Origin of the sequence: Herbiconiux daphne, from assembly GCF_024979295.1 — a bacterium.
Lineage (GTDB): Bacteria > Actinomycetota > Actinomycetes > Actinomycetales > Microbacteriaceae > Herbiconiux > Herbiconiux daphnes.
In genome coordinates this window covers 308,736-322,730 of record NZ_JANLCJ010000005.1, presented here as the reverse complement: position 1 = coordinate 322,730, position 13,995 = coordinate 308,736, and the positions used below count along the sequence as shown (strand labels likewise).

Annotated in this window: 15 protein-coding genes; 6 read left to right on the top strand and 9 right to left on the bottom strand. The window is 59.7% G+C overall.

Features of this window, described 5'->3' with window-relative positions; all coding sequences use genetic code 11:
* Nucleotides 1-18 precede the first annotated feature (18 nt).
* Nucleotides 19-759: an RES domain-containing protein gene (locus N1032_RS15200; protein ID WP_259539995.1), complete on the top strand. Its 741-nt coding sequence runs from the start codon at nt 19-21 to the stop codon at nt 757-759.
* 238 nt (nt 760-997) lie between these two features.
* On the opposite strand, the gene N1032_RS15195 is transcribed toward N1032_RS15200, so the two are convergent.
* Nucleotides 998-1,537 carry a GNAT family N-acetyltransferase gene (locus N1032_RS15195; RefSeq protein WP_259539994.1) on the bottom strand — a complete coding sequence of 180 codons (540 nt, stop codon included), beginning with the start codon at nt 1,535-1,537 and terminating at the stop codon, nt 998-1,000.
* A gap of 171 nt (nt 1,538-1,708) precedes the next feature.
* Here N1032_RS15195 and N1032_RS15190 point away from each other — a divergent pair, with 171 nt between their 5' ends.
* On the top strand, nt 1,709-2,842 hold the full coding sequence (locus N1032_RS15190; RefSeq protein ID WP_259539993.1) for a glycosyltransferase: 1,134 nt from the start codon (nt 1,709-1,711) through the stop codon (nt 2,840-2,842).
* Nucleotides 2,839-3,732, top strand: coding sequence for a ketopantoate reductase family protein (locus N1032_RS15185; RefSeq protein ID WP_259539992.1), 894 nt, complete (start codon nt 2,839-2,841; stop codon nt 3,730-3,732). The genes N1032_RS15190 and N1032_RS15185 overlap by 4 nt, the downstream gene beginning before the upstream one ends.
* A 28-nt stretch (nt 3,733-3,760) precedes the next feature.
* Here the strand turns inward: N1032_RS15185 and N1032_RS15180 are convergent, their stop codons facing one another.
* Nucleotides 3,761-4,369, bottom strand: a complete 609-nt coding sequence (locus tag N1032_RS15180; protein WP_259539991.1) for a TetR/AcrR family transcriptional regulator — start codon at nt 4,367-4,369, stop codon at nt 3,761-3,763.
* 542 nt (nt 4,370-4,911) lie between these two features.
* On the opposite strand from N1032_RS15180, the gene N1032_RS15175 reads away from it, so the two are divergent.
* Together N1032_RS15175 and N1032_RS28430 are read left to right on the top strand one after the other, a co-directional pair.
* Complete coding sequence (locus tag N1032_RS15175; protein ID WP_259539990.1) at nt 4,912-5,679, top strand: SDR family NAD(P)-dependent oxidoreductase; 768 nt, start codon at nt 4,912-4,914, stop codon at nt 5,677-5,679.
* A 274-nt stretch (nt 5,680-5,953) separates the two neighbouring features.
* Entirely contained in the window at nt 5,954-6,472 is a 519-nt protein-coding gene (locus N1032_RS28430; RefSeq protein WP_407933046.1) for a GNAT family N-acetyltransferase, read from the top strand.
* 69 nt (nt 6,473-6,541) lie between these two features.
* On the opposite strand, the gene N1032_RS15170 is transcribed toward N1032_RS28430, so the two are convergent.
* Both N1032_RS15170 and N1032_RS15165 read right to left on the bottom strand, forming a co-directional pair.
* Complete coding sequence (locus tag N1032_RS15170) at nt 6,542-7,384, bottom strand: hypothetical protein (protein WP_259539989.1); 843 nt, start codon at nt 7,382-7,384, stop codon at nt 6,542-6,544.
* A 582-nt stretch (nt 7,385-7,966) separates the two neighbouring features.
* Nucleotides 7,967-8,362 carry a nuclear transport factor 2 family protein gene (locus N1032_RS15165; protein ID WP_259539988.1) on the bottom strand — a complete coding sequence of 132 codons (396 nt, stop codon included), beginning with the start codon at nt 8,360-8,362 and terminating at the stop codon, nt 7,967-7,969.
* Nucleotides 8,363-8,449: 87 nt separating this feature from the next.
* Here N1032_RS15165 and N1032_RS15160 point away from each other — a divergent pair, with 87 nt between their 5' ends.
* Nucleotides 8,450-8,836: a DUF2255 family protein gene (locus N1032_RS15160; protein WP_259539987.1), complete on the top strand. Its 387-nt coding sequence runs from the start codon at nt 8,450-8,452 to the stop codon at nt 8,834-8,836.
* A gap of 72 nt (nt 8,837-8,908) precedes the next feature.
* On the opposite strand, the gene N1032_RS15155 is transcribed toward N1032_RS15160, so the two are convergent.
* The 5 genes from N1032_RS15155 to N1032_RS15135 form a co-directional block, all read right to left on the bottom strand.
* Nucleotides 8,909-9,490, bottom strand: coding sequence for a DUF6518 family protein (locus N1032_RS15155; protein ID WP_259540183.1), 582 nt, complete (start codon nt 9,488-9,490; stop codon nt 8,909-8,911).
* Nucleotides 9,491-9,507: 17 nt separating this feature from the next.
* Complete coding sequence (locus N1032_RS15150; RefSeq protein WP_259539986.1) at nt 9,508-10,278, bottom strand: SDR family NAD(P)-dependent oxidoreductase; 771 nt, start codon at nt 10,276-10,278, stop codon at nt 9,508-9,510.
* A 355-nt stretch (nt 10,279-10,633) separates the two neighbouring features.
* The gene (locus N1032_RS15145; protein ID WP_259539985.1) at nt 10,634-12,259 is read right to left on the bottom strand and encodes a thiamine pyrophosphate-binding protein; all 1,626 of its coding nucleotides are present in this window, start codon (nt 12,257-12,259) and stop codon (nt 10,634-10,636) included.
* 19 nt (nt 12,260-12,278) lie between these two features.
* Complete coding sequence (locus N1032_RS15140) at nt 12,279-13,187, bottom strand: TIGR03620 family F420-dependent LLM class oxidoreductase (RefSeq protein ID WP_259539984.1); 909 nt, start codon at nt 13,185-13,187, stop codon at nt 12,279-12,281.
* Nucleotides 13,184-13,990: a GNAT family N-acetyltransferase gene (locus tag N1032_RS15135; RefSeq protein ID WP_259539983.1), complete on the bottom strand. Its 807-nt coding sequence runs from the start codon at nt 13,988-13,990 to the stop codon at nt 13,184-13,186. The genes N1032_RS15140 and N1032_RS15135 overlap by 4 nt, the downstream gene beginning before the upstream one ends.
* Between the last annotated feature and the right edge of the window lie 5 nt (nt 13,991-13,995).

Below are 13,995 nucleotides of genomic sequence, written 5' to 3'. Positions count from 1 at the left end.
TAGGACCTGGGACCGTTCATGCCGCTGCCCGTCACCAATGATGAGCGCCCGATTCCCGATAGCACTCATTACCCGAACGCTTCTAATGTGCAGCGGATTGAGGCTGGCAGCTTGGTCGCCCGTATCTTCGATCACGTACGCGCGGCTTCCGGGGGGTACTCAGCTCGTACCTACAACCCGAATGTCATAGACCCCGATCTACCTTCGTCCCGTGGCCGCTATCACGGAACCAAGTCGTTTCCGTTCGATGCCCTCTACTTGTCTCAATTTCTTGGAAGCGAAGAAGTCGTAGTTCTTGAGACGATCGACTTTCGAATTATGGCGCTAGACCCGGCGAGGAGTATGAGGGTTCTACGGCGCGCAGACGTCGTTGATTTGTCGGTCGCCTATTTTGAGCTCAGCGAAGCGATCGAATTGGTCGACTTCACGACGCGCCCCGCTTGCCGAGATTTTTACTTTGCTGATCAACGAGTGTTGGAAGGCAACGACTTTACAAAGACGCGAGCTTGGGCGAGATGGGTGCGCACCAATGCTCCTCACGCGGACGGCATTTTGTACCGCTCTCGGGCTTTTGGATCGACAGATGCCGGATTCCCTCTTGTCATGACGGCCACGCATCAGCGGGGTCTCGAGGATCGCCTCGTACCCTATGGCGACGCCACCGAATTGGGTAGTAGTGAAGGGTACCGACTCTTACGCGACCTGGCGCCAAGGACACACTATTTGCCAGAGTCGCCTTGGGCGCCTCCGACTCCGTAGTTTCAACCGCATCACCAGTGGTAGGCGTAGCGATCATTCGCGAAGTAACGTTACTGAACGCTGGCATGCAGCCTTCGATCGACGGATTGACCTCATCGTCGAGTCGCGCTTAGCTCCGGGCGCACGTCACGCGACCTGCTGATGCTCTCCAACGTCAATAAGCGAACCGCAGTGAGGTCCCAGGACGTTATACCTGCTCCCATAGTGGGCAGTGACCCAGAACCGCGGGGAATATGGCTTAGAGCACACGTTCGTACTGGATGAAATCACAGGGCACGAGGAGCATTGGCGCTACCTCAGGATGAACCTCCTCGACCGGCACTCGACCCACGACCACGTAGCCGGCACGCTCATTCCAGTCAGTCATGAACTCCGTGGCCTTGCGGTCGATGTAGCGCGGAGCGATGTTGTCAATGCGAAGTGTAGTGATACCCAGCCTTCGCAGATAGTCGAAGACATACTGGCGGAGTTGACGAGCGAGTCCTTGACCGCGGTGATCGGGGTGGGTGACAAGCATGCTGGAGTATGCGGTCCGGTCGTCAATCCTTTGGACACGTATGACCCCTACTAGCTCCCCGTCCAGTTCAGCTACTACGAGTTCGCCCGACTTGGCCATTTGCACAATCCGGTCGACAGAGGTGCGAGTGTGGCCGGGCCGCCACATGCCCTCATCCTCGATCGAAAAAACATCATTCACCATGTTCGTAATGGCGTTCATTTGCTGGCGGTCTTCCGCATCATCGCTGCCGAGGCGATAAATTACGTGCGTTGCGTTCATGATGCTCCAATCAAGATTCACGGGTTGAGCGCCCCGCGGCGCATCGTGCCAGAACGCGTTGCTGCGTCGTTGACTGCACCACCAAGTTGGGGGAGCAACTCAATGCGGACGTGATCGGAACCGTTCCAGCTCAAATTGACCATTTCACACTGATGTGATTAGTGTCAATATATGCGCATTCTTTTGAGTGGTGTGCCCGCGTTCGGCCACCTCCTGCCCCTTGCCCCTTTAGCTGCCGCAGCGCTTCGCGCTGGTCATGATGTTCGCCTTCTAACGAGCGGTGGGATCGGTGATCTCATCGCGCCCGAACTGCCGGGGGTGAGGATCCTTGCCGCCGGACCGATGCCGGATCGCATCTTTGAGGAGGTCGCACTCCGATTTAGCGGCTCCAACCCCGCCATCGATCCAAGGCCCGAGACTGTCGCTGACTTCTTCGCGGGAAGCCGCGTAGATCTAACCTTTGATGAGGCGCTATCGGCCGCACGGACATGGGTGCCGGATATTGTCATCGCCGAGGCCACAGACTTCGTCGGACCCATGATTGCCTCAGCATTGAGCGTGCCATGGAGTGTGCTGGCATTCGGTCCAGCAGTGCCGGAAGCATTCACAGCACCAATGTTCGCTTTGGCTGCCGCACAGTACGACAAGCGTCGGATTGTCCCGACCGCGCCTACCAATTACATCGATCCGAGTCCTCGCTCCCTACAGCTCCCTAGTTGGACTCCGACGGTTCATCACTTGCCTCTTCGCCCCGAACCTCATCGCAGGAACCCACCGGCCAGACTCGACTCACCATTCCGCCATTCCGCGGCGAAGTCGAAGGTGTTGGTTACGCTCGGCACCGTTTTTTCCGACAGTTCGGTGCTGCGAGCGATCATCGAATCGATCGACCTGTCGAGGTTTGACGTCGTTGCGACGACAGGTTTGGTAGACAGACCGAGAGAATTTGAAGACGAAGTCACGTACGTGGGCTTCACCCCTCTTGCAGAACTCCTGGAAGACGCCGACATCGTCGTTACTTCTGGCGGGGCGGGAACCGTTCTCGCTTCCCTGAGCCGCGGCCTGCCGATGGTCATCTTCCCTCAGGGCGCCGATCAATTCATCAATTCACAACGCGCCGCCGCGGCTGGGTGCGCAGTTGTTGTGTCTCAGACGTCCGAGGTCGGTCCGGCACTAAGGACTGTCTTGTCGGATGCTGGTTTCACGGCCGCAGCCGGAGAGTTGGCTGACGAAATCTCGATGTCTCCCACCGCAGCCGACGTCCTGGAAGAGCTAGAGCGCCAGATCGCAAGGAACGCGAAGTGACCTCAGGAAGCAGTTCTGTTGTGCTGCGTCGTCCTTCTGTCGCGGTAGTTGGAGCTGGCGCCATTGGTACTGTCATCGCCGACGCGATGACAGGCGTGGCCAGCGTGACGCTGTGCCGGCGGAATACCAATCACTCGATGCTGATCGACAGAGGGAAGGGCGGTGAACAAGTGCGTGCCCGCGTCGCGAGCTCACCGAAAAGCGTAAGCGAAGTTGATTGGGTGGTACTGGCGACGAAGGCACAGGACGTCCCTGGTGCGTCCGACTGGCTCGATGCGCTAGTCGGCCCAAACACAAAGGTCGCTGTCCTACAAAATGGTATTAATCACGCTGACCGAGTTTCTTCCTGGGTCCCGGCCACGCGGGTGGTTCCAGCGATCGTCTATATCTTGGCCGAGCGCACTGCACCAGACCTAGTAGCCGTTCGTCAGATAGACCAGCTTGTATTGCCGCACACAGAGCTTGCCAGCGAGTTCGCAGCACTGTTCGCCGAAGACTTTCCGGCCCGTGTGGACCAGGACTTCGACACATACGCCTGGCGCAAGTTAGTCATGAATGCCGCCCTCAATTCAGTGACTGCCCTCACGGGCCGTCCGGTGTCGGTGGCCCGAGAAGACGCCGGCCGTGAACTCATCGCCACAGTGCTTACCGAGGGCGTCAACGTCGCGCGCGCGCGCGGCGTGATGTTCGACGAGGATGAGATCTCGCTGATGCAGCGGAAGATCGATGGGCTTCCACCCAGCGCGACGACCTCCATGCAGCTCGACCGAGCGAATGGTAGATCGCTTGAGTACCAATACCTCACCGGAGCCGTGCTAGAGGAAGCCGAAACCGCGGGGATATCAGCGCCCACAACAAAGACGCTGCACGACCTGATCTCAACTCTCTAGCTAAGGAGCGCTCTTCTGGCGTCCCCGACTAAGCGAGAAGAGCGCTCCGTACCTGCCGACTGAGCCAGTCCTGCATTCGCAGCCAAGACCATCCCATTTCGCTAAGGGTACGCAGGGCTGAAATTCCGAAGTGAAACCACAACATATCTGCGACATCCTGCTCCGACAGTTCCGGACGCAGCCAGCCGTTCGCTCGCAAATGGTCGGCAAGAGGCTCGAGATTTCTTCGATACGCCTTCTCGCTGGCAATTACTGCGGCAGCGATGGCCGGATCAGCCGGCGCAGTGTCGTACATCAACCGAATCAGCGGCATTAGCTTTTCGGTGGATGCGCACACACCTGCCGCGAGGTGACTGATGGCTGCGTCAGGGCTGTCGGATTGCCGGATCTTCTCAATAGTCGCGGCAATTGCTGGGTCCTGCGCGCCATCCTCGATGAGTGCGAGCACGATGCCTGACTTGTTTCCGACACTTCCGTATACGGTTGTCACGGCAACGTCGGCCTCCCGCGCAATTTCCGCGACCGTAGTAGCGGCGTAACCGCCTTTAGCAAACAATTCCTGGGCAACCTGCAGGATGATCTGTCGGGTGTAGGCGGCAGACCGTTCGCGCTGCGACGAACGATAGGTGCGGGTCATAGCATCACCCTATTCGCTGTAGCGTCACACATCGAATTGCGCTGGCGTGAACACCTGATGGGACCTTCCTCATTGAAGCCCCAGCCTGCGAAGGTCGGCGTCCGAGTTATCGTCGCGGACCTAGCCACATCCGGAACAACCGAGTCCCCCTCGGGCGCGACGCTGGTCGAAGCGTCGCGGCGTGTCCCACGCAAGAGGTCTGAGGAGTGATTCGGTTTCGTTTCAGGCGCGCGAGCTTCGCGTCTGTATGAAACATTTGCAGCTCCACAAAATTGTTCGCCCTGCGTGCCGGTGAGACCCAAATACAAGGGAGGGAACCGCCTTACCGTGAAGAACTTTGACTCTCACTAGCCGTCCCCGAGCGGCTTGAATTCCTTACGTAATTAGCGGCCCGAGCAGGATAGGGAATCCAAAGACAGGAGCCCCGTAGACCTGAGAGCGGGCGGGACCAATTGCGGGAAGCGCAGACAGCAGCTCGCGACGTCCTTGAATATGGCCGAGCGGCTTGTGTGCGGTCATCCAAGAATTGGTAGGGAAAAAGAATGGCAAGACTAAGTGGAAAAGTAGCGATCATCACCGGTGCGGCGAGCGGCATGGGCCTGTCAGGCGCGCAATTGTTTGCGGCAGAGGGCGCGAAGGTTGTCGCGACCGACGTAAGCGCAGATGCGCTTGCGCAAGTTGTTGAGGGGATTAGGGCTGGAGGCGGAGAAGCAATCGGGATCGTGCTTGACGTTTCATCAGCTCGCTCATGGGCGTTGGCTGTCGACGAGGTCGTCACGACCTACGGAAAAATCGACATTCTTGTGAATAACGCAGGCATCCACCTCGCCAAAGGTGTGCTCGAGACCGAACCAGAAGAGTGGGACAGGATTCTCGCGGTCAACACCACCGGGGTCTGGCTGGGCATGAAGTCCGTCATCCCTCACCTTCAAGCTAATGGAGGTGGATCGATCGTAAACATCTCTTCGATCGCCGCCATTGTCGGAGGATTCGCGGATGGCGGCGGGGCGGCGTATAGCGCCTCGAAGGGCGCTGTACGGTCGCTGACAAAGCACGCTGCTCAGAACTTTGCCAAGGACGGGATCCGAGTCAACTCCATCCACCCCGGAGCGGTGTTCACCGGTTTGGCGGCAGCTGCCGGCCTGACCTCTCAGTCCATGGCAGAGCTATACGGGCCTGAGATTCCGCTCCCTCCCCACGTTGGGGAGGGATCGGATATTGGCTTTGGGATGGTGTACCTGGCATCGGACGAGTCGAAGTTCGTAACTGGCGAGGAACTTGTGATCGACGGCGGTTGGACGACCCACTAGACAGTCCATTGGCTGACTATCCGAAGTAAGGGGCGACTCCTCCCGCCCGTCCTTGACCTCGATGGACCCCGTGAGACAACGCATCACGGGGTCCGCAAGTCGTGAAGTCCCAGTTTGCTGGCGTACCTGGTCGTTCACGGTAGCGTCGTAGCTCGTGTTCGATTCCCCCTTTCGTGATCCAGAGTTCATCGCTTGGAGGGAGCAGACCTTGCCGTCGGCGGCGGTCGCGGTGGCGGTACGCGAGGCAGACTGGGAGTCGCAAGACGGTCGGTGGATGCGGTGGATTCAAGCAGCATGCGAATCGACCTACATCCATTCTGTCGAAGGCAACAGACTGACAATAAGAGATCAGTTGGTTCTTCTGGCAGAAATTGAGGGCACACCGGTCGGCTTCTGTCTCTCGCTCATAGGCCGCACAAAGCCTGACCCACTGTTTGTCCAACTTGTAGCGGTAGTTCCATGGGCACGACGGCGAGGAGCAGGTCTCTCCCTCCTCTGTGCCACCGCAGCTCTCGAGCCGCAGTGCAACATTGCGCTAGCCACCCTGGACGATAACATCGCTGCGTTGGCACTCAATAGTCGCTTAGCCGAATCCATGGGCGCTAACATCACTCGCGTGCCACTCCGCAGGTACCGGCGATCAGACCTAGAATCTGCCCGGTCAGAGCGCCATCGCCCATGGGTTATCGAGCCTCCGCCTCGGCATTGCCATCGTGATCTGGACCGAGCGCTACCACCGGCTCCGGAGAGACTAGCCACTGTACGTCGTCCGCCAACGACAACTCAGTCTTGAAACCGTCCGCCGAACCAGCGGCGCCGCGAACCTGTCGCCTCTGTGCAGGGTCAAGGACGCTTCTCCCCGTTAGTAGCGATTGAACGCCACCGGACGATGGAAAATGCGCCCATCCGGGTTAGCGGTGATGTAGACGCGCTCCTCCCAGTCGTGGTTCCGCGCCACAATGGGCGCAGACCCATTGAGCGCACTCTCGTTGCTGATAACCCATCCGCTGTGAAGTCGGTTCTCGCCGTAGTTGTAGATTGATCCCCATGTGCGGCCGTCCAACCCCTTGACCACCGCATACGTCCAGGTGTTGTTCGCGGTATATAGCGCAGGCTGCTCGATCGCAGACACATCGCCAGCCTTCCATTTCAGCACGTCTGGCATGATCGGGTAATTGTTGCCCCACGCGAAAGTACCGGTGTAAACGCGATTGTCAGTGCCGACGTGGGCCAAGATAAGCGCAACCTGCGAGTTCGTGGCGATTGAAGGGGCATATCGCGTCCGTGAATCGAAGCCACCCTCGGCGGTGCGCCTGAATGCTGCGTCGTAGCTCAGTTCATAACGGTTGAGAGCACGGAGCTGTACTTTCTCGGTCGAGTTCTGGCGGTATGTGTACCAAATCTGGCCTTCCGCGGACACGACGGCGACGGATTGAGTCGGATCCAACTGGCCGGCCGGCTCCTGCTGGGACCAAGGAGTCCAACTCGAGCCGTCGTAGGCTGCGACGAAAACCTGCCCCGAAGTCCCGGTGTGGAACAGCCAAAGTTGATTGAGCCTGGGGTGGACAACAGCAACGGGCGCTGCGTTTGTGCGAGTGTTCGAAGGAAGACCGGGGATATTCTCCCAACGCAGCCTATAGTTCCACCAAATCTGGCCGTCGTTGCCTCGGACGAAGTTGTAGTCGACCCCGTTGTATGCGGCCATAGCGGGTGCCTTCTTCGTGAGGGCGCCGCCGGATATCTCCCGCCAACCCGGTTCGATCGCAGAAGCGGCTCTGGGCACGAGAAAGTCGCTCCCGGCACCGAGACTTGCGCCGAGCGCGGCCGCGCCTAACGCGGCTGAGCCGCCTACCAGGAGGCTGCGCCGGCTGATCGGGCCCTGCTTCTTCGATGGTGTACTCACGTCAACTCCAGATGTTTCGCTCGACCGGCTTCAATGTCATACCCGCCGCCTAGTCGCTAGTTGTCTGACGGCTGCCAGTCTGCTCATTGACGCAGGCGTGACTTGTATATGTGCCGGTAGTGATTTCACTATTCATAATAGGCACATACATTCATTATTACTATCTATATTTCAGGTCTACCGTTCTGGATGGTGGCTGAGTGGTCCTCGAGTCGGCGACCGAACTTCGGATGGAGTCGCCTGGCGATGTGCGCACGGTGATACGGACGCCATCGACGTCGTATTGAGCTCGCACGGCTTGCCAGAAAGATCACGAGGCGGCCTCAAGCGCACGAAGGATGGGATATCGGCTGCAGGCTTGGGCAAAATGTCGGCCGGAGCGGGTCAGCTCACAGCGAAGTTGTACTCATGAAATGCCGCGATTTTGCCATCACGAATGCTCAAGCGCACACTCCCCCGGGTCGTGTAAGTCGACCCGCCTTGAACTGTTCCGACACTGATGTCCTCGTAAATTACATCGTCACCGCTCACAATCCGAGCTATGGGCGTGAAGTGATCCAGACGGTAAGTTTCGGGGCGGCCCAGATGACTCACAATCTCCTTCAGGGTTGCCGAACCTTCCCGCCCTTCGAAGTGACCGGCCATCGGGGGCGTGGGCCACACAACATCGACCTCCTCCGCGAGGAAGTAGAGGAACGGGTCCCATTGCCCGGTGTTCAGCCCATGGATCAGGGCAGCGTAGGCGGCATCGGCAATTTCTGCGGCTTCGGTGTTCGTCATGTCGTCATTGTTCCGGGAGAGTCTTGCGCCCAGAGAGGTAAAGATATTCCTACCCAGGATCGCTGGCGTGCGGAATAGCCTTGCGGTATGAAGGTCGTGAATGACTGGAGCCCCGCCGAACTGGCCCATCTTGAATCGGTTGAAGAGCTGCAGATATCCCCACTATCCCTGGACGGCACTCAGAGTCGCGCCGTCACGATTTGGGTGCTTCGCGACGGGAGCGATGTGTATGTGCGCTCCTCGTTCGGTCAGCGCAGCAACTGGTATCGGCGCGTACTAGCCAGTCAGCGCGCCCACGTCGCAACGGGTCCGGTGGACAGAGATGTCGACGTGAGGCATGTCGACGATGAAGCCAGCATCGCTCTGGTCAACCGCTTGATCGAATCAAAATACGGCCGCTACGGGCCGACCTACCTGGACACTCAGAACGGTACCGCCGCAATGGCGGCGACGCTTCGGCTCACCCCCGCCTGAGGCGGGCCGTGACCAAACACATTCAATCCGGCCAGCCGCGATTGGCCCCAGCGGGGTCCAAGAGGTGAGCGCCTACAGACCACGGTGCCTCCGATTGAGAAGGCGGACGAGTGCCAGAGCCGTAAAGAGGGTGCCCGCCGCGATCTCCAGCAGCCAGTACACGGGGCTTGTTGTTTCGCCCAGAATTGTCAAACCATAGACGCCCTCGACGACCAACACGAGGCTAAGCAGTCCTGTTCCAACCACACGGAGCCTGGAACCACGTCGCACGAGCGTTGCGGATGCTCCGATTGCTAGGCCTGCTAGAAGACCGATCGGAATCCACATGGAAGTGAACGGATCGGCGAAGTCATAGCCGCGCACTGCGCTGACCGCTCCGTAGGACTCGACCATGAGGATGAAAGCCAATGCGCCGAGTATGGCTCCAAGCCGCGGACCCACTTTCGACAGCCAGACGAAGACGAACGCGAACATGCTCCAGCCGCCGGCGGAATTGGCTAGCGACCTGAACGCGTCGGGCAAGTATTGTTGCGCCGGACTAGTCAGTCCGCCTACGACGACACTGCCGACCACGACTAGTCCGATTGACAGAACGGTATTGCGCCGCCGACCCCGACTTCTAGGATCGTTTGCCGATCCCGAAGCCGGGGGCATGCCCTGCCGGCCCATGATCAGGCCGGCGGGTACGCAGTGACGAGACCTCCATCAACGACAAGATCCTGTCCGTTGACATATGCCCCGTCGTCTGAAAATAGGAAAGCTACGGCGCCGGCAATATCGGCAGGAACACCGAGACGGCCCGCCGCCACTTCTGCCGCGTATGAGCCCTTCTGCTCTGATCCAATCCCGTCGAACATGCCCGTGACGATGTAACCCGGGCTGATGGAGTTGACGCGGATTCGCCGTGGCGCGAGCTCAGAGGCGAACGTCCGCGCGAGATTGTGAACGGCCGCCTTCGTCGCTGAGTAAAGGGCGTTCGCGCCTCGTCCACGGTAGATGGTCCAGGAAGCGTTGAGCACAATCGAGGCGCCATCCGACAGCAGAGGCAAAGACTTTTGAACAGTGAAGAACACGCCCTTGAAATTCACGTCCACGAGGCGGTCGAAGTCAGTCTCGGTCACTTCCGATGTGGCCTTGAATCCGCCCATTCCTGCGTTGGCGAAAACAGCGTCCAGTCGGCCGAATCGATCTTGAATTGCCCCCATGGCGTCGTCGAGGTTGGCGAGGTCTGCAACGTCACCGAGGAGCGGCAAGAGGCGGTCCTGCGCCTGCAGCTCTTCGATCGCCGTTTTGAGGTGACCAGCGTGTCGACCGATGATTGCGACCTGCGCTCCTTCGTCAAGGAGCCGATGCGCCGTCGCTAGGCCCATGCCGTGGCTGCCACCTGTGACCAGCGCCACCTTGTTTTCGAACCGCCCTGCGGCTCTGATCGTGTTTGTCATTAACCCAGGCTGCGGCACGTTAGGAGTAGTGAACCAGTATCCATCTTTCCTAGGAATGCTGTTACCTGTTTCTGCGATAACAGCAGCACAGACTCTCTCTACTTCACGCGATCTCAAGATTGGTCGAGGCTTGCCGGAGCATCTTCGCATAGGCATTGGGCGCTGTAAGGGGATGGCTACCCGGCGAGTCATTCGTTGCTCGGGGTTTTCGGCGGCGTTCTGCACGGGCACCATCCCATTGGCCTGCGCGCTAGGTCGGGTGGCGATCGGTACGCGACCTTCACAACAAGCGAAATTGGATCGCCGTCAGTAAACGGCGAGGCGTCTGAGGCGGACGAAGGCTGGACGAGACGACTTACCTTTCTAAGAATGGGGCCGCGACATCGTCGGCGATGCGGCAATCGAGCAGCATCACGCCCTCCGCCCCGTTGTCGAGCCAAAGTTCGAGATCTTCTAGATCCAGCAAGGAGGTCACAACGATCGCGCGCATCCCAAGCGCCTCGGCCGCGGCGGCGAAGTCGGTAGTCGGAAATCTCATAGGGCTGCTGGAAAGGCCGGCGGCTTCGTACTGGTGTAGTTCGGCACCATATGCGGAGTCGTTATACACAACGATGAGCCCACGGTCTACGAGCCGGGCTGCCGACTCAAGATCGGCGAACGACATAAGTAATCCTCCGTCGCCGACGGCCAGAACTGGCAATCGGTCGCGGCGCCCAAGTGCCGCCCCGATCCATGCAGGGAGACCGAGGCCAATGGACTGGAATGAAAGACCCGCAGGCACGAACGCGTCGGTTGACCGCACCGGCCATGCATCCAATGGCCAAGCCATGAAGTTGCCACCGTCGAGAACGATGCTGGTGTTTACCGGAAGCAGCCCGGCGATACCGTGCGAAAGCAGTTGGGGATGAAGTCCCCTCGCACTGTCCTGTGCGGATGCCCCAGCGGTACGCTCGGCCCACGGTTCAGGGGACGCGGAGTCGTCATGCGCATCAAGCACCTGGCTGAGGAACTCTGCTACATCCATCTTGAGATAGTCAGTGACGAGATCTGAGGTCGGCTGCTCAAGAACGTCGACCTGGATCACTCGGGCCGCCGGCGAGAAGAGGGTACCGCTCCTAGTCGTACTCTCGTTGAGACTGGCTCCGAGCACGAGTACGACATCCGCCGTGCGCATCTGCTCGGCGGCATCGTTCGAGCTGAAACCTCCCGCAAGCCCGAGGTGACCTCGTTGTCCGGTGAATAGACCGTGTGCCATCACAGTGGTGGCCGAAGCCGCCGACCTCAATGCGACCAATCGTGCGGCCAGGCGCTGCGCTCCAGCCAGAACGACGCCGTGTCCCGCGATTACCAGCAACCGCCGAGCACTGAGGAGTGTGGTCGTAAGGCGCTGCGGCACGACGGCGCTCGCGTGGCTGACCACTCCGCCGGGCCGCAGGCCTACATGCGGCCGGAAGATTGCGTGAGGATCGGCGATTGGCGCATCACTGAGGTCGTATGGCACCGAGATGACCGCGGGGCGGGCATCTCGCACCGCGCTTTCGAATGCGAGCCTGGCAATTTGCGCCTCTCGGCCGGGCACGAGCGTCCACGAGGTGGCGCCGACGCCTCGGACTAACGCTGGGACATCGACATCGGCCGTTCTGTACCCGGTCGAGGGCGCGTCCCCCGTCACGACAACGATCGTCGACCGTGCGCGGACGGCATCAGCCAGGGCAGTGAGGGTGTTCGTGAATCCGGCGCCGAACGTCGTGGTCGCCACACCGACTCCCCCAGTTGTGCGAGAGTACGCATCAGCGGCTGCCACTGCGCCGGCTTCATGCCGGAGCGAGTTGTAGTGCACCCCCGAGCCAATAAGTGCGTCGATGTACAAAGCGTTTCCATTGCCCATCACGCCGAATACCTGGGTCACATACGTGCTTGTCTCTTGCGCGATCCAGGTTGAGACGGACAGCGTATCGAGTTGTACGTCGTAGAAGGGCATTGCATCCTTATCTCCCTCGCTAACGGTCTAGGAGCACGTGAGCGAGAATCCGAAGTTGCTGAAGTTGGAAGCCGAGATCGGCAGCGAGCGGCTGAATAGCCACGTGATCCGCGCCCGCGTCAAGGTGAGCTTCAACGCGATTCTGAATTTCGTCGAGGGTTCCCCAAGCGACGATGTCGTCGACGAGCCTGTCGCTGCCGCCGCCAGCGAGATCGTCGTCGCTGTAGCCAAGTTCCCGCAAGTTGTTGGCGTAGTTCGGTAACGCAAGAAATCCGGCTGTCGTCCCCCGGGCTAATGCGCGAGCTGCTGTGGGGTCGCTTTCGAGGATGACCATGAGCTCGGGAGCGAGGATCCTGTCTGGGCCTAGAACTTCTCGCGCTAGTTTCGTGTGCGCCACGGGAACGAAATAAGGGTGGGCTCCGGCCGTTCGATCGCGAGCAAGCTCGAGCATCCGCGGCCGCAGTGCACCGAGCACTCGCGGCACCGCGGCAGGCTTTGGCGGGGCGTATGAGACGGTGTCCATGGCGTTCAGATAGTCGCGTACGGCAGTCAATGGCCCGGTGTAGCTGTGACCGCGGGCCTTCACCAGCGGGGCGTGACTTGCTCCGAGGCCGAGGATGAAGCGGTTGTCGAATGCGTCGGCGAGCGCGTTTGCCGCGGATTCAGCAGCGAGCGGGTCTCGACCGTAGACATTGGCAATACCGGTTGCGATGGTCATTGCGCTCGTGGCTTGGAGCAGAATCGATGCATGCACGAGAGCTTCCTTGCTGTGAGGAGTTTCCCCGAACCACAAGGCCCCATATCCGAGCGACTCGATCGTTTTCGCTGCGGTCCTCTCCGTAGATGCGGAGGTTTCGCCGATTCGATTTGACCAGACGCCAACTGGACCGAGCTGCGCACGAAGGCTTGCGGTGTTTGGACGGTTCACGAAGGTGTTGTCTCCTCGCCGACGACGAATGAGGTTGTCGTGCCGACGGTCATGAACCCCAGCCGTCGGTAAACGGGTTCCCCCGAGCCGCTTGCTTGCAGGACAGCCGTACGCGCGCCGTGTTCCTTACTCCGCTCGAGGGCATAAGTAGACAAACTCGACGCGATTCCTTCTCGTCGCCGGTCCGCCACTGTGGAAACTAGGAAAAGGCCAGCGATGTCGCCTGTTACGAGTGTCTCTGCCGTGCCGACGATCGCCCCGTCCACCTGGGCGTGAAAGCGATGGAACGGCAGTCCTGCGTATGTTCGTGCCCGCTCAACAGCTAACGTCCGGTCGACTTCGCTCGGGGCGACTCCCATCGAGGTCGAATATGCAATGACGTGCCGGTCTAGGTCGGACGCGTTTGTTTCTGTAAGGACCAGGCCTGGGACACGAGGTTCCCGGTAAGTCAGGGAGCCCAGTTCCCGGGCCATTATCGGCATGGATCCCGCATGGATCGCCCCAAGTTGAAGCAAAGCGGCTTCAGTTTCGGGTGCACTGTCCACATTCAAATCCCAGAGCCAAGGCACACCCTGAAGTGCGGAACGCGCTCGCCCAAACTGCGAGATGAGGTCCAAGCCCTCGGTGCGTAGCACGGCGTTGAGCCGTGGGTGGTTGATGCCGCTGCGGTAGTACGTGAGGCTGTCATCCTCGGAGCGGTCGATACCCCATCCGAGCCAGTAGGCGCGAATGTTTGCCAACTGTTCCAGGAGTCCCGGGATACCTGGGATCCCCGAGTACAAAGCGATTTCATTTTCGTTCACTTGCG